This window comes from Bartonella sp. W8167 (genome assembly GCF_016100335.1).
GTDB classification, from domain to species: domain Bacteria; phylum Pseudomonadota; class Alphaproteobacteria; order Rhizobiales; family Rhizobiaceae; genus Bartonella; species Bartonella apis.
The window spans coordinates 1467945-1484966 of the sequence record NZ_JACFSQ010000001.1 but is presented as its reverse complement, the minus strand read 5'-3'; the positions used below and the strand labels follow the sequence as shown (position 1 = coordinate 1484966).

At 45.2% G+C, this 17022-nt stretch carries 19 protein-coding genes and 1 pseudogene; 11 read left to right on the top strand and 9 right to left on the bottom strand.

The genetic code is table 11. The features are described 5' to 3' along the window. Nucleotides 1-115: 115 nt before the first annotated feature. A complete protein-coding gene (locus H3V12_RS06235) occupies nucleotides 116-325 on the bottom strand; it encodes a hypothetical protein (protein ID WP_198213548.1) in 210 nt (69 codons plus the stop codon). A gap of 232 nt (nucleotides 326-557) precedes the next feature. Between H3V12_RS06235 and H3V12_RS06230 the strand changes: the two genes are divergently transcribed. After that, nucleotides 558-1118: an NAD(P)H-dependent oxidoreductase gene (locus tag H3V12_RS06230; protein WP_075916336.1), complete on the top strand. Its 561-nt coding sequence runs from the start codon at nucleotides 558-560 to the stop codon at nucleotides 1116-1118. Nucleotides 1119-1312: 194 nt separating this feature from the next. Beyond that, nucleotides 1313-1651, top strand: a complete 339-nt coding sequence (locus tag H3V12_RS06225) for a hypothetical protein (RefSeq protein ID WP_075870308.1) — start codon at nucleotides 1313-1315, stop codon at nucleotides 1649-1651. A 120-nt stretch (nucleotides 1652-1771) separates the two neighbouring features. Here the strand turns inward: H3V12_RS06225 and H3V12_RS06220 are convergent, their stop codons facing one another. Then, the gene (locus H3V12_RS06220) at nucleotides 1772-2101 is read right to left on the bottom strand and encodes a TIGR01244 family sulfur transferase (protein ID WP_198213546.1); all 330 of its coding nucleotides are present in this window, start codon (nucleotides 2099-2101) and stop codon (nucleotides 1772-1774) included. A 209-nt stretch (nucleotides 2102-2310) separates the two neighbouring features. Between H3V12_RS06220 and fdhD the strand changes: the two genes are divergently transcribed. The 7 genes from fdhD (at nucleotide 2311) to H3V12_RS06185 (ending at nucleotide 8675) form a co-directional block, all read left to right on the top strand. Further along, nucleotides 2311-3162, top strand: a complete 852-nt coding sequence (gene fdhD / locus H3V12_RS06215; protein ID WP_198213545.1) for a formate dehydrogenase accessory sulfurtransferase FdhD — start codon at nucleotides 2311-2313, stop codon at nucleotides 3160-3162. Nucleotides 3163-3720: 558 nt separating this feature from the next. Further along, on the top strand, nucleotides 3721-5814 hold the full coding sequence (gene flhA, locus H3V12_RS06210) for a flagellar biosynthesis protein FlhA (protein ID WP_075913420.1): 2094 nt from the start codon (nucleotides 3721-3723) through the stop codon (nucleotides 5812-5814). Between the two features lie 12 nt (nucleotides 5815-5826). Then, nucleotides 5827-6594, top strand: a complete 768-nt coding sequence (fliR, locus tag H3V12_RS06205; RefSeq protein WP_075870304.1) for a flagellar biosynthetic protein FliR — start codon at nucleotides 5827-5829, stop codon at nucleotides 6592-6594. Then, nucleotides 6591-6989 carry a hypothetical protein gene (locus tag H3V12_RS06200; protein ID WP_075870303.1) on the top strand — a complete coding sequence of 133 codons (399 nt, stop codon included), beginning with the start codon at nucleotides 6591-6593 and terminating at the stop codon, nucleotides 6987-6989. The genes fliR and H3V12_RS06200 overlap by 4 nt, the downstream gene beginning before the upstream one ends. Before the next feature lie 124 nt (nucleotides 6990-7113). Further along, entirely contained in the window at nucleotides 7114-7716 is a 603-nt protein-coding gene (locus H3V12_RS06195; protein WP_075870302.1) for a rod-binding protein, read from the top strand. 48 nt (nucleotides 7717-7764) lie between these two features. Then, nucleotides 7765-8214 carry a flagellar protein FlgN gene (locus tag H3V12_RS06190; RefSeq protein WP_198213543.1) on the top strand — a complete coding sequence of 150 codons (450 nt, stop codon included), beginning with the start codon at nucleotides 7765-7767 and terminating at the stop codon, nucleotides 8212-8214. Beyond that, nucleotides 8211-8675, top strand: a complete 465-nt coding sequence (locus H3V12_RS06185) for a hypothetical protein (protein WP_075870300.1) — start codon at nucleotides 8211-8213, stop codon at nucleotides 8673-8675. The genes H3V12_RS06190 and H3V12_RS06185 overlap by 4 nt, the downstream gene beginning before the upstream one ends. 727 nt (nucleotides 8676-9402) lie before the next feature. Here H3V12_RS06185 and H3V12_RS06180 read toward each other — a convergent pair. The 7 genes and pseudogenes from H3V12_RS06180 to motA form a co-directional block, all read right to left on the bottom strand. After that, complete coding sequence (locus H3V12_RS06180) at nucleotides 9403-9825, bottom strand: hypothetical protein (RefSeq protein ID WP_198213541.1); 423 nt, start codon at nucleotides 9823-9825, stop codon at nucleotides 9403-9405. A gap of 63 nt (nucleotides 9826-9888) precedes the next feature. Continuing rightward, complete coding sequence (gene flhB / locus H3V12_RS06175) at nucleotides 9889-10959, bottom strand: flagellar biosynthesis protein FlhB (RefSeq protein WP_198213539.1); 1071 nt, start codon at nucleotides 10957-10959, stop codon at nucleotides 9889-9891. 6 nt (nucleotides 10960-10965) lie between these two features. Then, nucleotides 10966-12126: a flagellar motor switch protein FliG gene (locus H3V12_RS06170; protein WP_198213537.1), complete on the bottom strand. Its 1161-nt coding sequence runs from the start codon at nucleotides 12124-12126 to the stop codon at nucleotides 10966-10968. A gap of 28 nt (nucleotides 12127-12154) precedes the next feature. Further along, nucleotides 12155-12388, bottom strand: a pseudogene (gene fliN, locus H3V12_RS06165) (flagellar motor switch protein FliN); the annotation flags it as partial. A gap of 326 nt (nucleotides 12389-12714) precedes the next feature. Continuing rightward, nucleotides 12715-13185, bottom strand: coding sequence for a hypothetical protein (locus tag H3V12_RS06160; RefSeq protein WP_246713064.1), 471 nt, complete (start codon nucleotides 13183-13185; stop codon nucleotides 12715-12717). Next, nucleotides 13163-14185 carry a FliM/FliN family flagellar motor switch protein gene (locus H3V12_RS06155; RefSeq protein WP_198213536.1) on the bottom strand — a complete coding sequence of 341 codons (1023 nt, stop codon included), beginning with the start codon at nucleotides 14183-14185 and terminating at the stop codon, nucleotides 13163-13165. The genes H3V12_RS06160 and H3V12_RS06155 overlap by 23 nt, the downstream gene beginning before the upstream one ends. Nucleotides 14186-14188: 3 nt before the next feature. Continuing rightward, entirely contained in the window at nucleotides 14189-15064 is an 876-nt protein-coding gene (motA, locus tag H3V12_RS06150) for a flagellar motor stator protein MotA (protein ID WP_075870295.1), read from the bottom strand. A 286-nt stretch (nucleotides 15065-15350) separates the two neighbouring features. On the opposite strand from motA, the gene H3V12_RS06145 reads away from it, so the two are divergent. Together H3V12_RS06145 and flgF are read left to right on the top strand one after the other, a co-directional pair. Continuing rightward, the gene (locus tag H3V12_RS06145; RefSeq protein ID WP_198213534.1) at nucleotides 15351-16151 is read left to right on the top strand and encodes a DUF1217 domain-containing protein; all 801 of its coding nucleotides are present in this window, start codon (nucleotides 15351-15353) and stop codon (nucleotides 16149-16151) included. An 84-nt stretch (nucleotides 16152-16235) separates the two neighbouring features. Continuing rightward, a complete protein-coding gene (gene flgF, locus H3V12_RS06140; RefSeq protein WP_178391793.1) occupies nucleotides 16236-16976 on the top strand; it encodes a flagellar basal-body rod protein FlgF in 741 nt (246 codons plus the stop codon). The last annotated feature ends 46 nt before the right edge of the window (nucleotides 16977-17022 follow it).

Sequence of the window (17022 nt, the reverse complement as noted above, 5' to 3'; positions counted from 1 at the left end):
CGTTTGCCAATCAGGATCGTAAAAGCGTCGTTGATTGTCCGGTTAATCCAGCCAATTTACTGATGATATCGGGCAATAGACATCAACCGATCGCTCTTTTTAATGGCTGCTCATTTTACCGGTTGCTTAAGCTCGAATTAACAATCGGTTGAGTGTAGCTTTTTCCCATAAGGTCTGAAAATTCGTCAACGAGGATGGTCGACAGCAAAAAAATTGCCGCAAGTGTCACCACGATAACCAGCAAATATTCGAATACGCCGTAAACAAAATGCGACCTTCTCGTATAAGTCGATAGTTGCAACGCATCCGAACTATGTTTGAGCACCGTTTTTTTTACCTTTCAAGTGGGGGGAGGACGGATAGCTATTTTGCCCCAAATAACCGTGGCAACGAAATTAAAAATCGTTTTTCCGGTTGCATTTTACAAACTTGGTAAACAAACAATGAATTTGATTGTCAATGAAATGGAGACAGCTTGTCGAAGGATCTCTATTTTGAATCCTGACAAAAAAGAATTATCTAAATGATGAAGCTATTAAATAATGACAGAGGAAAAAATGACCAAACAATTTAAAGTCGGAATATTCATTGGCAGCTTACGCAAGCAATCCTATAGCCGCAAGCTCGGCAAGGCGTTTATCGGTCTCGCACCGAAGAATCTGTCACTCGAATTTATCGAAATTGGCGATTTGCCACTTTATAACGAAGATCTGGAAACCGATACGCCGCCTCTCGCCTGGCAGAATTTCAGAAATGCATTGAAAAAGGTTGATGCTGTCCTCTTTATCACGCCTGAATATAATCGTTCGATACCGGCTGTATTAAAAAACGCGATTGATGTCGGCTCGCGCCCATATGGCAAGGGCTTGTGGAACGGAAAGCCGGGCGCGGTTGTTTCCATTTCCCAAGGTGCATTGGGCGGCTTTGGTGGCAATCAACAGGTTCGGCAGGCATTGGTGTTTAACGACGTTCCGACGATGCAGCAACCTGAAGCCTATATTGGCAAGATTCAGGAAGTCGTGACGGACGATGGAAAACCTGCAAATGAGAATGCTTCAAAGTTTTTATCAACTATAATTAATTCATTTGGTAAATGGATTGAACAGCTTTTGAAATAAAAATAATACTCCTGAAACAGTTTTTAAATTATAAATTGTTTCAGGATTTTTTATATTTAAAATTATTATAATATAATTTTATCGTAATTAAATTATAATACACTGTTTCATAAAATGTGAACGCTAAATTTTGAAATGCCTTTATATTTCTCATTTGAATCCCCATATATTATTTAGACATTGGGGAGTGAAAAATGGATAATATAAATACTTTAATTGAATGGCAGCCTTACCAGTTGATGAATGCAGCGCTATTGGTTGTTATAATCAATCTTTCTTTAGGCTTCTCTTTGTGGAAGTCTTTATCGGATAGTGGTTGGGCAAGATTCTTTGACATCTCGTCCATATTGACGGCTGTGGGGGCTGTTTCGCTCGCAATAACAGCGACCCGTGTAGAGGTCGTCGATTATCTTGTCAACATTTCCACTTTATTACTGGCAGCAGGCATTCTGATGACCGTTTTTGGTGCTATTTGTGATGTTGCCCATAGGCTTAGCCTTTATCGCGACATGCATCACAATAAAGAAGCATAATGCTTTGCATGCCCAAGGACAAAATGGGCATCAAAGGCATTTTACCGCCCATTATGGTTTCATTGGTATTTTTGTAAGCTGACGGAGATTCCCGAAAAGAGTTGCAAAAACAATGTTGGCTCAACTTTTTGCAAGGTGATAAAGCGTTTCAGCCCTGTGTCCGGATTTGCAATAAGCAAGGAGCGGATATTCAGATGCCTTTAAAGCCTCTCTCATAGAGGCAATGCTTTCCTCTTCAATATTCGGCAGTGTGACAGGAATATAGTAGCATTTCAGACCGTGAGCTTTGGCAACTTTTTCGATAGAAGTGTAAGTTGGCTGATTTTGCTGTTCGTTGTCGGGGCGGTTGCAAATGATTGTCTTGAAACCGGCTTTGGCAAGTTCGTCGACAAAGTCTTCCGTGATCTGCCCGCAAACGAAAACGCCATCATCAATCTCGGTCAAGTTCATCAGAATTCACTCTCTAAAATATATCGGTTATTATTTGTTCACAAAAATATTCTGATGCAGGAACCTTGGCAAGCGTGTCCCTAACTTATAAAACATCAAAATTGGTAGCGGGCCTCCGGTTTTGGCAATAGGTGAATATGGCCCAAAAAACTGACGAAAATCGTGTTATATAGCCGGTAAGCAATTTTATTCGGAATGAATGACGTTAAATGACTATTTTAAAAAAGGCGTGCCCTGTCGAAAAAAAAGCGGAGTCAACATTCAGTGATACGGTGCTTGTTGATGCGGATGTTGTTTCAAAAGGTGACCGGAAGAGACAGCAAATCCGGAAAACTGTTGCCGAAGAAGTGCCAATTGCTCTTTCTTACGATGGTACGACGCAAGCTGTTTTGATGGCTTCTCCTGATGATCTTATAGATTTTGCTTACGGGTTCAGTCTAACAGAAGAATTTATCAGCGACCCTGACGAGATTGAAAATATCGATATTGTTCCTTTGTCACGGGGAATAGATGTGCAGATTGCTTTGCGGGTTGATCGGCGTGAGGCGTTTCGTAAGCGTCGTCGTTCTATGGCGGGCCCTGTCGGTTGTGGTCTTTGCGGCATAGAATCAATTGACGCGGCAATGCGCGATATCAGCGAAGTAAAACGGACAGACGTTCATTTTGATCAGGATGATATTTTTGCCGCAGCACGTGAAATTTGCGGCAAACAGATTCTGAACAATGCAACAAGAGCAGTTCATGCCGCCGCTTTTTATGAAAAAAATAAAGGGATAATTGCAATTCGTGAAGACGTCGGCAGGCACAATGCGCTCGACAAACTTTGCGGTTATCTATTTTACAATCGCAAGGATGTCAGTTCCGGTTTTATTGTAGTAACCAGCCGTTTGTCTGTTGAAATGGTACAAAAAGCTGCGGTTTCAGGCGTTTCTACGCTGGTAGCAGTGTCTGCAGCAACTGCGGAAGCCATTCGAATAGGTCAAAAGTGCAATATGACATTAATTGGTCGCACCAGAGAGAAGGACTTCGAAATTTATTGCGGCAAAGAATGGATTATCTGATCCATCTCAAGTCGCAACTCAACACGCATGGGCACAAACTGGCCGCATGGGAAAAACATAAGCGCGCATATCCTTCATGCACGCCAAAATCCTTAAACCTCAGTTCAATCCCATTACAGCAAAGGCGATTGCAACATTTGTGCTAACAATCATCATTGAATAGAACACTGCGATTTTCATCATATCAGCCATGATCTCACCTCTATATCTCTCGTATCACAATATGTTACAACACGTAATATAACAATGTGTTATAAATCGGGCAATCGAAGAAAGTTCCATAAATTTTTTGAAAATCCCGTAATTTCACGGTTTTTTTCACAATTTCAGGGCAAGCTCTTAATGCTTGACTAGGGTGATTGCCTGTTTTCTATCACTTTTAGGCCACGTTGGTTACTTTTCTGTAAAATTTCGTGAGCATGTTTTTAAAACGTTACGGGGTGGTACGATTTTTTCATCACCTTCGCGCAAGCTTCGTTTTCTATTTTTGTAAAGAACTTGAAGGTAAGGACAAATGTAAACGCATTGTCGTGCCTTTTTCGCGTTAAGGAGAATAACGTGCAGCAAAGTGCCGTAAACTCGATTGGCAAAAGCAGTAAATTTTCCGGAAGTGATATCGGTTTCGCTGCCGGCATTGTCATTATTCTGACGGTTTTGTTTTTGCCTGTTCCATCATTCGTTCTGGATATGGGGCTATCTTTTTCGATAGCATTCTCGGTTCTGATTTTGATGGTGGCGTTGTGGATCCAACGTCCGCTCGACTTTTCCGCCTTTCCGACGGTGCTGCTTATCGCAACGATGCTGCGTCTGTCGCTCAATATTGCAACGACACGTGTTATTCTCACCCATGGTGATGAAGGCTATACCGCTGCCGGTCATGTCATTCACGGTTTTTCACAATTCGTGATGGGCGGTGACTTTGTTATCGGTCTTGTCGTCTTTGCCATTCTCGTTATTGTAAATTTTCTGGTTATTACCAAAGGTGCAACGCGTATTGCGGAAGTTGGCGCACGTTTTACCTTGGACGCTATTCCTGGCAAACAGATGGCGATTGACGCCGACCTTTCATCCGGTTTGATTGATGAAAAACAGGCCCAAGTTCGTCGGCGCGAGCTTGAAGAGGAAAGTTCCTTTTTCGGTTCTATGGATGGTGCTTCCAAATTCGTTCGTGGTGACGCGGTCGCCGGTCTTATTATTACAGCCGTCAATATTTTTGGCGGTATTGTTATCGGTGTTACCCGCCATGGCATGGATGTCTCGCAGGCAGCCGATGTTTTCACAAAACTTTCGGTTGGTGATGGTCTGGTAACCCAGATACCGGCTTTGATTGTTTCTCTTGCTGCCGGTCTTCTGGTTTCAAAAGGTGGTACACGCGGCTCAACTGAAAAAGCGGTGTTCGGCCAGTTGGGTGGTTACCCGAAAGCTTTGTTTGTTGCTTCGATCCTGCTTGCAGTCTTGGGGCTTATGCCGGGATTGCCTGCATTTCCGTTTTTGACAATTGCCGCTCTTCTTGCCGGTATCGGTTTTTCAATTCCGCGGCGCCTACAGCGTCAGGCAGCCGAAGAACAGGCTTTGAAGGCTCAAGAAGATGCCATAGCCCAAAAAGAACAGAGCCAATCTGTCAAAGCTTCGCTTGAAAAACCGGCTATCGAGCTTGTATTGGGTAAACAATTGGCCACGCGTTTGTTGCCCCATCAGACAGAGCTAGCAAACCGCGTTGCCAAAATGCGCCGCAAATTCGCAACCGATTTTGGCTTTGTTATTCCGGAAATCGAAGTCACAGACGATTACAAAACACCGCCAAAATCCTATCAGATTAAATTGCATGGTACGGTTGTTGCCTCTTATGAAATGCGTATTGGTGATGTTCTGGTTATGCTCGGCGATAAACCGGCTCCCAAACTCCCCGGTGAGGAAGTGCGTGAACCGGCATTCGGAATGCGTGCTTTTGCGACTTCCGAAACATTCCGTTCCGAACTTGCACGTGAAGGATATATGGCCGTTGATAATCTTTCGGTTCTGCTTACCCATTTGAGCGAGGTTCTGCGCAATAATCTGGCCCAATTGTTATCTTACAAGGATATGCGTATACTGCTTGAGCGTTTAGGACCTGAATATCGTAAACTTCTTGAAGAAATCTGCCCGGCACATCTTTCCTATTCAGGTTTGCAATCGGTTTTGAAATTGTTGTTGGCAGAACGTGTTTCAATCAGCAATCTCGACCAGATTCTTGAAGCAATTGCCGAAATTGCACCGCATGTCCGCCGCGCAGAATTGATTGTCGAACATGTTCGTATGCGTATGTCTCAACAGATATGTGGCGATTTGTCCGATAATGGTGTATTGAATGTCTTGCGGCTTGGCAGTCATTGGGATCTGGTCTTCCATCAGGCATTGAAACGTGACGCCAAAGGCGAGATTGTCGAATTCGATATTGATCCGAGAGAACTTGAAAAATTCGGTGCGCAGGCTACAACTGCTATTCGCAAACATATGGAAAAAGGCGAGAGATTTGTTCTCATTACCTCTCCGGAAGCACGGCCTTATGTTCGTATGATTATTGAGCGGTTGTTTGCAACTCTTCCGGTTCTCTCTCACGCGGAAATTGCCCGTGGTGTCGAGGTCAAGACTTTGGGGACAATTGCCGATTAGAAGGAATAGGACATGTCCTTTGCACTTTTGCCTATAGATCAGCTGGTGATCATCGCCATGCTGATCTTTGCGCGTGTAGGGGCCTGTCTTATGTTGATGCCGGGGATATCAAGCGCGCGTATCCCGATGAATTTCAGACTTTTTCTGGCAATAGCATTTTCGTTGATCATGGTGCCACTTTCGGGGTCCAATTTTACCACCATTGCTCAAAACCCGACTTTGGCAACACTGGTATCCGGAATTGTCAGTGAATCGCTTGTCGGCGCAACATTCGGTGTTATTGCGCAAGCTTATATGTGGGCGCTCCAATTCATGGCCAATATTATTGGCATGTCGATCGGTTATTCCGGTCAACCTGGAACAAGTGTCATCGAATCCATGCCGGAAACACAAGTTGCCAATATGATAACCATTGGTGCTTTGATGCTATTTTTTGCTGGCGATCTTCATATGATTGTTATCCGCGGACTTATGACATCCTATCAAGTTGTACCGGTTTCTCTCACTCCGGCGCCCCAATCGGCTTTGATCGATTTTCAGGACGCCCTGTCACAAACGTTTTTGACAACTTTACGCATTGCTTCGCCATTTATTATTTATTCAATATTGGTGAATATTGCTGTCGGTCTTATCAATAAACTGACGCCGACAATTCCGGTCTATTTCATTTCCATGCCGTTTGTGATGTTCGGTGGGCTTTTGCTTATCTATTATCTATTGCCGGAAATTTTGACATTTTTCGGGGCTGAATATGCCTCGTGGTTGAATAGGGGGCCATGATGCCGACATCAAGCCAACGATATGCCAGGCTTTTAAAAGCGCAAAAACTGGTAAAAGCACGTGATGAAGCGGAACTTGAAGGCACGCAGACTCAACGCTCGGCATTAACGGATGAAGACCAATTCCTGTTTTCAATAATGGAACATGGTTCGGCTTCCAGTTTGTTCGATCCGATGATGGTTTCTAAGCGGCTCGACAAAAACGCTCGTAAAGAGGCAATCCTTGACAATATCATTGCCCAACAGAGAAAAACGCTGCTGCAATCGACCCGTCGGTGTGACGTTATCGACGAAAAACGTAAAGCTGCAGAGGATGCGGAAGAGCGTAAAGAAATGGCACAAATGCTTGAAGAATATGTTGCAGCAAAAATCGTCAAAGACACCAGTTTGGGATAAGCTTTGTCATTTATGGTGAGAAAATCGAGGAAAAACTGTCTTGAACGTTTTAGCGTGAAAAGACTTTCCTTGAAAATTCCAATGTCCGGCTTTTTACCGGAACAGGCTTACAAGAGGACGAATAATGGCCATTCAACCACCTTCAGACTTGGTACTTGATGTGTCAAGAGCGGCTGATCCTCTAGAATATAGAGCTTCTGTCGAGAAATTGCGTAACGCGCAAAGTGCTGTGCGGGCGGCAAATCTGGAAATGTCAGGCAACGGTTTTTCGAATATGGCGAAAACCGGTGATAGTGCATCAACATCATCGCTTCCGGGACAATATGCCAATCAGGTAAAAATAAAAGAAAAATCTGCTAACGCCGATCACACGGAAGCTTATAAAAAGTTTGAAGCCTTTATGTTGCAATCCTTCATCCAGAATATGTTCACCACCGATACTCCTTCGGTCTTCGGTAAAGGCCAAGCGGGGGAATATTGGAAATCCATGATGGCCGAATCCATGGCCAAAGAAGTGGCTGATCGCGGGGGCATCGGCGTTGCAAAAATGCTTGAACGCGATGAACAGATGAAACAGGGCCAAGTTCCCGACGGTGGCATAGAAGGAGTAGGTACAGCTTTTGGCAATCTTGCGCGGTCAGATCAGAATACTCAGGCAACCGTCGACAATATTGTCCATAGCCACGATATCAACTTCGTGCGCAAACAAATGACCGAAAATACTTGATAGTTTTATTATAAATTGTGGTAATATGCTCAATCAAAGGAGATTCAAATGTCTTTAGCTGAGCAATCAGGCGAACAAAATACAGCTTTGGCTTCGGCAAAGGCTCATATCAATGATCCGGCGGCAAGAGATGTTGCTTTGGCGCGTTTTGCGGCTGTCGTCAATTCACTTGAAGAGGTTGTTGACTATGAAACCGGTGCTCTTGAAAAGCACGAGAATCCCGATTTTAACGATATCAACACCCGCAAAGCCCGTGGCTTGCGCGATCTGAACCTGTCAATGGCCGACGTTGGCCGTTATTTTGACGATGTTGTCGAAAGCAAGGTTGAAGCTTTGCTCGGCGGTTTGCAAAAGAAGCTCGAACGCAACAGTGAATTGTTGAAGATGCATCTTGAAGCTGTGACCGAACTGTCGCAAATGATGCAGGAAGCAGCGCGCGAGCAAGAGACCGATGGCACATATGATCCATTCACAGTCAATACCGGCCAGCATAAATGATTAAAACTGTCGTCATAGGTTTGTGGGTTTGTATCATTGCTTTGGGGTCGCTCATGGCGGCGATCAAAATAGGCTCGACACCCAAACCTGCGGCAGCAGAGGAACAAGCAGCACCCACTGTCGATTTTGACCGCACTGATGTTATGAGTGTTCCAATTCTGGCTGATGGCAAGGTTGACGGATATATTATTTCGCAACTTGTCTACACTGTCGATTCCAACGTCAAACAAAAGGTTAATGTTCCGTTGGGATTGTTCGTCAATGATGCGGTTTTTAGTGCGTTGTTCGGCTCTTATTCGGATACCAAGCAAATTGAACGTATAAAATTCGATGATGTGAAACAGAAAATTATTGACGGTGTCAACCAGCGTTTTCCGGAACCTGTGATCAAGGATATAATGGTCGAGCAGTTCAATTATATTCCGGCCGATCAAGTCAGAGATATGAACAAGGTTAAATAAAATCTGCTTTTTAAAATATACGATGGGGTGAACATGTGTTGCACCCGATTTTTTTAATCCCGATTGCAATTTATTCTTACAGCAATTCCAATTTTTAACGTTCGACATTTGTTATAGAAATATTTTTAAGTCTTTTCGAGGTGTTAGAGATAGCTTTGGAAATTCGAGCTGCTTTTATATCAACAACTCACATATTCCATGTAAAACTCTGAGCTCAAAGGTCTTGTTTCTCGGCTGTTTTTAATCGCTGAAGTCGAATAAAAATCAACTTCATCAAGCACCTGAACGGATGCCCGGGATATTAATTGAATATTTCGGTTGGTTCACTTTTCATTACCAATTTGAATATAGCCGGCCTTCCGGGATGAATTACATTCCGTAAGACGAATTGTTGCAATTGTTGCAAAAGTCATCCAATCTTTTTCAATATCAGCGCTTGGCCGGATGGAACTTAAAAATCAGGCCCGGAATGACAACCGATAATCAAAAACAGCACGAACTGATCAAAGTTATCAGTCAGTACCTTAAAATTGTGAACGCAAACCTTGCTTGTCTCGCTTGAGGTTGCAGCCCGTGTAGCTATCTATCAGATAGTGATAGGTAATATACTTCGAGAGCACCGAAAAGGATAATTCGGCGCCGCTCGGGTTCAACGAACGATGTGGCCTTATTTTGAACCCGAACTCATGAACCACAAGTTTTGAACCTGAATTCTGTTCGAGCTCTATTAGTTTCCAGCTTTTTTGAGGCGTGCATTATTCAACGCGTCTATCAATTGGCGCGTATCAGCTTCATCATCCTCGGGTTTTTCGAACACAACACTTTCAAGCTCTACGCCAAAACCTTCGGGAGACATGACAAGCTTGAAATTGGCAGTAACGCCATCGTTCGAAAATTCCATATCCAGTGTGATTGTTGGAGGCGTATCCCAGTCGAGTTCGAAACTGCCACCATTGGCAAACCGTACGGTATGCGGATAGAAGTGCAGTTCGGTGGCCGCATCAATGATATCGCTGATATTGGCATAATGCTCATCGTGGAGATAGACGATGAAATCGGCTGGATCGACGAGTTTCAGTTCCGGTACAATTCGCGCGACCTGTTTTCCGATCATCATTTCACGCATTTCATGTATATCATCTTGTTTCATTTTGTTTCATAACGCTTATGTAAAAAGATTAAGGGTGAAAGTATATCTGTCAAAACAACTTCATTAATGTATCTTCTGACTATTGATGTATCTGATCAATTCCGCCACAGCTTGATAGAATTCCTGAGGTATAACCTGATCGACTTCTACCTGTTTATAGAGCGCCCGGGCAAGAGGTATATTCTCGATAACCGGAATATCATGCTCGACCGCAATTTCTCTGATGCGCAAGGCGAGAATATCTTGCCCTTTGGCCACGACGACAGGCGCATAATCCGCCGGCGGTTTATAGCGTAATGCGACGGAAAAGTGGGTAGGGTTGGCAACGACAACAGTGGCTTTCGGCACGTTGTTCATCATCTGGCGGCGAATGCGATCACGGGCGAGTGAACGCATGCGCGCTTTAACCATCGGATTACCTTCGATTTCTTTTTGCTCATCTTTGAGCTCCTGTTTACTCATGCGTAATTGCCGGCGCCAACTGAAACGTGACCAGGCAAAGTCGAAAGCAGCTATGGCTACAACGGCGACAGAAAACGAAATGAGAAGTTTTGCAACCTCGGAACGTATATATTCGGGCAGTGCCGAAGCGTCTGTTCCCAACGCATCGGTGAAGACAGTGTTTCCTTTGAAAAACGATAGATACACAATAAAACTGACACCGATAAGCTTCGCTACCGATTTCAAGAATTCTACAAATCCGGCTTTGCCGAAAATACGGCTGAAACCGGCAGCCGGAGAAATACGAGAAAATTGCGGGCGTATTCGTTCGCCAATAATACGCGGTGCATTCTGAACCATCGATGCTGCAATGCCGATAACAGGGATGATGACAAGAATAGGAACCAATGCAAGTCCTACATGACCACCGACGAGAAGAAGAAGATGTTTGGCATCTTCCGCACCATTCAATCGCCAACTTTCAGGTCGTTCAATCCATTGCATCAGAAAATTGGATAGTTTCGACATAGCGGGAAAGGCAATAAAAATGGCAATCATGCTGTAGCCGACAAGACCGGCAAAGGTTGGCAATTCCCGCGAGAACGGTAGGTTACCTTTCTCTTCAGCTTTACTTATCTTGTGTTCGGTCGGCTCTTCGGTCTGGCTTTCCTTGTCCGGTTTGTCTTCAGCCATTTATTGTCATTCTTTAGGTTTTTCAGCTTCTTTTGCGTCGCCTTCAGGTGCGTTTTTGTCGCTATCAGGTGTGCTCCCTTCGGCTCCATTTTGAGTTTCATCTGCTGCGAGACTGATTTTTCCTTCACCAGCAAGCTTGATTGCCTGCTGCGCGATAGTACGACGCGCATTGGTTATATCGGCTTGCGTAATCATGTCGTTCGGAGATTTCAGTTCCGCTTCCACCATGCGCCGGCTGCGTTGCGACAACGAGCTCAAAATAGTCTCGGTCGTATCCTTGTCAGCATTCCGCAAGGCAGTGATAATAACGTCGGAAGGTATATCGTCGAAAAGCAACAGGCGTGCCCTTGCAGACAAACGTGGAATATCTTCGAAAACAAACAGTTTGGATTTGATTTTTGCAAGATCTTCCGGATCAAGCCCGTCAAGGCTTGCAAGCATTTCGTCAATCTCGCTCTTATCCAGCTGGTTCAAAATGTTTGCAACTTCGCCGTAATGGGATTGCTCGGCAGTTTCGTTTTTCTGCATCAAAACCGGCCGCAATGCCTTATCCAGCAGTTCATCGACAACTGGCAAAACGGCCCGCAAATGTAATGTCCGATAAATAATATCTCCGCGTTCGGCCATGGTTTGGAGAAGAAGCAGTTTTGCCGAAAGGTCGGAGGGTAGTTTTGAAACGATATAGGCAATCACTTGCGGATGTTCTTGCGAGATATGGTCTTGCAGTTCTTCAGCCGACATTTTGCCCATGATTTCCCACAGGCTTTCCTCCGGAATAGCCGGCGTGGCATTCGGATCAAGCACTGCTGCGGCTTCATCTTCCGGCAAAGTTTCCTGAACAAGATTGTCGAAACGCTCGCCTGCTTGCGAAAAAGATACACCTTCGGCAAAGGCATCCTCGAACTGGTGCACCAGAACATCAAAATCGGCAAGGCTAATATTCGGTAAAGTGTGTGCTTGCCCGCTCAAGCGGCGGAGATCATCCGGTGAAAAATGTTTGAGGATTTTTGCCGCCGCAGGTTTACCCATCGCAACAAGAAGCGCCGCAACCTTCTGTTGTCCGGTCAGTCCGTCAATCACAGAAGAGGAAGTTTTATGTGCCATTGCCGCTGCCGGTGCAGCAGGTTCTACATTTTCTGACGGTTTTTCCTGTTCTGATGACGCCATAACTGTCTTTCAAACATATTCAAATATTTTATTTGCCGATAATTTCGGTCAAACTTACGCCGAAACGCGATGAGTCGTCTTCCATAACAATGACTTCGCCACGAGCGATCACACGACCGTTTACAACAATGTCAACCGGATCACCGATTTGCTTGTCCAGTGTAATAACAGCGCCACGCCCGAGATTCATCAAAGTTGCAACCGGCATTGTTGTGCCCCCGAGGACAACCTGTACTTCGACCGGAATGCTCATAATGAGATCGGCATTGCCTGCTGGTTCACTCTGTTGGGCTTGCGTATTGTTTTTAGCGCCTGCTGCCGCGTTTGCGCCAAAACCACCACCAGCACCGAAACCGGCAGGATTCGGTCTTGAAGCACCAAAGCCACCTGTAGCCCCTCCGGGACGAGCGCCTGCAAACGGAGCTGCTCCGCCCGCTGACGGGTTCGGTTTAAAACCTCCCGGTTCGGCTGCACCTGCCGGACGCGGAGGCATTGTCGGCTTTGCGCCCATGGGGGGGGGAGTCGTTGTCGGTTTTTTTTCGTCTGCCATATTCTCACCGTTTCATTGCAGTTTGACGCCGGTCGTAGTTAGAATTGAACCCTCTTGCCGAGATCTGCTTTATGCACTACCCGTTGAACAAAAACCGGCAAGCCGTTGTTACGCATTGTCTGCGGATTTGCAGAATGAGCCGGAGCGGAATTTGCTGTTGGCCCATGTGATTGGGCTGTCAATATACCGCGCAGACGGTTAAAATCTCCTTGCAACTGGTTGCGGATCGTTTCCATATGCGCAACAGAGCGGTCGACTTCACGGCGGATACGCGAAGATTCTGTAATGCGTGCATCAAGTTTTTTATTTTCATCACGAAAATCCTGATGTTCTTCACGCAAAGCTTTGACGGCCCGATCAAGACTTGATGTTGCAGCGTGAACCTGCTCTGCTAGTTGGCGCCCCAAGCGGATTGTACTGGCAAGTTTGCGCGAGGTAACGACAAATACACCAACTGATGTCATCGCCAAAGCAGCGCCTATAATATTAACTATGAACCAGTTCATCATACATTTCCTCTTCTTCATCAATCGGGTCTGTAACCCGTACAGAAAAATTTGACCCAACTTTGCCCAAGGAGCATTTATAAAGCGGCTTATCGCCACTACGTAATCTTACCTGCTTTACAGCATTGGCCGGTAGTGGCAACACTTGCCCGATTTTTATATTCATCAAGTCTTCCAAAGTCATGGAACCTTGAATGATATAGGCTTCGATACCAACATGCGCGCGGCTAACTTCCTGACGCAACCGTTTCGCCCATAGGGGATCTGTGCGTGTTGAAGGAGCGCGCAAAACGCGTGTAACAGCTTCCTGTATCGGACGATGACAACTCCGCGGAAGAAGCAGATTGAGCGTTGTTTCAACCTCGCCCGATTTTACCGACAATACACACGAAAACATCCGTAATTGTTCGAATTCTTCAATATCGAAATCTTGAGCATTCGTTGTCTGTTTGAAATTAAACAGCGTGCCATCACCGTTTCCGAATACATCGTCCATTGAAGCAGACAACACTTCGGCCAATGTTTCGCCGGTTTTTGTTTCGACCGGACTGAAAGGCCGTCCATTACGGTTGAGGATTGCCGGTTCAGCCGCCCCGAAAAAGGCATCTGTTGCAATGCTCACGAGATTTGCGTCCAGAACAAACAATACGTCACCACCCCAATGGTCTGCTTCGAACCTTACAACGAGTGTATCCCCGGTAATAATCTTCGGGAGTGCATCCGCTTTCAGTGTGTCAAGCGATTTAACTTCTATGGTGAAAGTAGCAGACGTATATTGCGCCAACCTTGCGCATAAATTTGTTGCGGCATCGCCGAAGACATGTTGGAACGATTGAAGATCGTCACTCGATATGCCAGCCGCACGTAAAATATGCTCGGCAAGAACATCTTTTTTCTTTTCTTCTGCCGATTCAGGTGCTGCCTCCGGTTTGGCTGCGTCGGAAGAAGTTTGTCCTGCCGCTCCGGTTGTTGCCTTGGCTTTATCTGGGGTTGCTTCCGACATATTTTATGCAGCCTCTTTCGTTGCCGGTTGACCGGAGATTGCTTCTTGTTCAACGACATCAATTGTCGGACGATCTTTTGCAGAAATTGTTTTGCGCCCGTATTCAAGGGCAATTTGTGGCATTGCGCCATTCATATAGGCCAACAATGTTTGTTTGATCACAGTATAAATGCGGGTTTTCTTGCCACGTACAAGTTTGATCTTCGAGGCAATCGGAGCGAAAACTGCATAAGCAAAGAAAATACCACCAAAAGTACCAACCAGAGCTGCACCAATGTAGTGGCCTAAAACTTCAGGCGATTCATTAAGGTGCCCCATCGCCTTGACGACACCAAGAACAGCGGCAACAATACCTAAAGCAGGCAATGCATCAGCCACGGTTTGCAAAGCCGAAGCCGACTTTAATGCGTCTTGTGAAATCGTGTGGATTTCTTCATCCATCAAAGCTTCAATTTCAAATGGACGAGCGTTGCCGACAAGAATAAGCCGACAATAATCGCAAATAAAATTGGTGATGGAGTCATCTTTCAATATTGTCGGATATTGCTGGAAAATGGAAGACTCTTTCGGATTGTCGAAGTGGCCTTCAACTTCCGAACGTGATTTTGAACGCATTTCCCGCATCAAGGCATATAAAAGTCCGAGCAACGAAAGATAGTCCTTTTGCTTGGGAACGGCTTCCTTCATTGCTTCCAATGTTGCTCTTATTGTATCTTTAATGACGGAAAACGGATTGGCAATGATGAATGTTCCGAATGCAGCGCCCAAGATAATGACAAACTCCCAAGGCTGCATAAGAACCGATACATGCCCCCCCATCGCCATGAAGCTTCCGAGGATACAGCCAAGTGCAATTGCTAGTCCTAGAATAACACCCAACGCAAACGCTCCTATCTCTTAATTCAACGAATGTATAGAATAGCGGCCTTGTGTGAAGCTTGCCATATGAAAATCTATCATTCGTAAGTGACAATAACGCATGATTCTTGCCAGAACGCTAAAAAACAGGCATTCTTGATATTATATATAATAATAAAGACTATTATGGTATATTCATTTACGTCTGAAAGTTGCGATAAAAACAGAGCAGCTTTGTTGTAACAGTGAGTTCAGCTTCGGGCAAGCTTCATCCGTTACACAAGATTTACTGAGGAAAGGTAATCCTATGATTGGCACTTATGTCAGCTATAGAAGTACAATTGATAATATGTCCAAGACGCTTAACCGGGTTATGAGCGAACCCAATGTCAAGCGCGAAACAGACTATTACACTCAGAACATAAAAAGTGTAAAAACAGTTGACGATTTTCTTGGTGATACGCGCCTTTTTAACTATGCGATGAAGGCTTATGGCCTTGAGGATATGACCTATGCAAAAGGCATGATGCGCAAGGTTTTAACCGATGCCGATTATGCCACAGCTCTTACAGACAAGCGCTACCAACAATTCGCCGCAGCTTTCAACTTCAACAAATATGGAGATAAGGCCACTTCACAGGACAGTGCAACAAAAGCTGCAGTGAATAAATATATGCAGCAGACACTGGAAACAGAAGTCGGTGACCAGAATGAAGGTACACGTCTTGCGCTTTATTTTACGCGTACTGTTGGTGGCATGGCTCAAAACGGTACCTTGTCAAAAGAGGATTGGGCTTATCAGATTATTTCGGATAAAGCACTTTCCGAGGTTGTCTTTACGGCTCTTGGTATTCCCGACAGCGTGCGCGGTTCCGATGTCGAAGCGCAAAAACGTCTTCTCGAACAGAAAATGAGCTTTGATGATTTGGCTGATTCAACCAAATTGGAAAAATTCATCGGCCGGTTTTCGGCAATGTATGATGCCAAAAACCAACCGCAGGTAAGTCCTGCATTAACTCTTCTGCAAAGCACAAATACGGGGAGCACATTCGGTTTTTCGAATGCCTCGATGATTGCAATGCAGTCGCTTAAACCGGGTGGCAATTGATCATAGCGCTTTTGCGTTGATCTTTTGTTCACCCATTCACAAAGCCGGACGGCTTAAAACTGTCCGGGCAGGAAAGGACAAAGATTGATGCAAAATCCGATCTATGTCGGTGTTTCGGGGCAAATCAGTTTAGAAAAGCGCATGGAAACCATTGCGCGCAATATGGCCAATGTAAACACAACAGGTTATCGCTCGGAGGAGATGAAATTTGCTTCTCTTGTTTCGCCTGTCGCCCGTGACAATAACCAGAATGTAAATTTTAGCAGTGCCGGCCAAACCTATATTTCAACCAATCGCGGTCCGGTAACACAAACCGGTAATCCGCTGGATGTAGCGGTGAACGGCGATTCCTATTTTTCATTACAAACGCCTACAGGTCAGGTTTATACCCGTGACGGGCGCATGATTATGACACCCGAAGGTGGCCTTGTTTCGGTGCAAGGTTATCCATTTCTGGATAATGGCGGCGCACCGATACAGATAGATCCTGCAAACGGAACGCCAAGAATTGCCGCTGACGGCGCAATTTATCAGAACAACTTGCAGGTCGCTGCCATCGGGCTCTATCAATTCCAGCCTGATAGCAAGTTAAGCTACGGTCCGAATGCTTCGGTTGTGCCTGACAAAGCCCCGATACCCATGCAGGGGGACGCTGCAAACGGCGTCGTACAAGGTTTTCTCGAAAATTCCAATGTGAATGGCGTTGTTGAAATGACACGTCTGATCGAAGTCTCAAGAGCTTTCGAGCGCGTTGAAGCGATGATGCGCCAACAAGAAGAAAGAAGCACTCAGGCAATCCAGACACTGGGCGGTAAAAGTCAATAACGGCTAGCTCGTCGGCAAATTTATAAGTTTGGGCTATCAGATTCAC

What these genes read in the sequence shown, in the direction of transcription:
- H3V12_RS06230 (WP_075916336.1), top strand. Translation starts at nt 558, where the DNA reads ATGACCAAACAATTTAAAGTCGGAATATTCATTGGCAGCTTACGCAAG.
- H3V12_RS06225 (WP_075870308.1), top strand. Translation starts at nt 1,313, where the DNA reads ATGGATAATATAAATACTTTAATTGAATGGCAGCCTTACCAGTTGATG.
- H3V12_RS06220 (WP_198213546.1), bottom strand. Translation starts at nt 2,101, where the DNA reads ATGAACTTGACCGAGATTGATGATGGCGTTTTCGTTTGCGGGCAGATC.
- fdhD (WP_198213545.1), top strand. Translation starts at nt 2,311, where the DNA reads ATGACTATTTTAAAAAAGGCGTGCCCTGTCGAAAAAAAAGCGGAGTCA.
- fliR (WP_075870304.1), top strand. Translation starts at nt 5,827, where the DNA reads ATGTCCTTTGCACTTTTGCCTATAGATCAGCTGGTGATCATCGCCATG.
- H3V12_RS06200 (WP_075870303.1), top strand. Translation starts at nt 6,591, where the DNA reads ATGATGCCGACATCAAGCCAACGATATGCCAGGCTTTTAAAAGCGCAA.
- H3V12_RS06195 (WP_075870302.1), top strand. Translation starts at nt 7,114, where the DNA reads ATGGCCATTCAACCACCTTCAGACTTGGTACTTGATGTGTCAAGAGCG.
- H3V12_RS06190 (WP_198213543.1), top strand. Translation starts at nt 7,765, where the DNA reads ATGTCTTTAGCTGAGCAATCAGGCGAACAAAATACAGCTTTGGCTTCG.
- H3V12_RS06185 (WP_075870300.1), top strand. Translation starts at nt 8,211, where the DNA reads ATGATTAAAACTGTCGTCATAGGTTTGTGGGTTTGTATCATTGCTTTG.
- H3V12_RS06180 (WP_198213541.1), bottom strand. Translation starts at nt 9,825, where the DNA reads ATGAAACAAGATGATATACATGAAATGCGTGAAATGATGATCGGAAAA.
- flhB (WP_198213539.1), bottom strand. Translation starts at nt 10,959, where the DNA reads ATGGCTGAAGACAAACCGGACAAGGAAAGCCAGACCGAAGAGCCGACC.
- H3V12_RS06170 (WP_198213537.1), bottom strand. Translation starts at nt 12,126, where the DNA reads ATGGCGTCATCAGAACAGGAAAAACCGTCAGAAAATGTAGAACCTGCT.
- H3V12_RS06160 (WP_246713064.1), bottom strand. Translation starts at nt 13,185, where the DNA reads ATGATGAACTGGTTCATAGTTAATATTATAGGCGCTGCTTTGGCGATG.
- H3V12_RS06155 (WP_198213536.1), bottom strand. Translation starts at nt 14,185, where the DNA reads ATGTCGGAAGCAACCCCAGATAAAGCCAAGGCAACAACCGGAGCGGCA.
- H3V12_RS06145 (WP_198213534.1), top strand. Translation starts at nt 15,351, where the DNA reads ATGATTGGCACTTATGTCAGCTATAGAAGTACAATTGATAATATGTCC.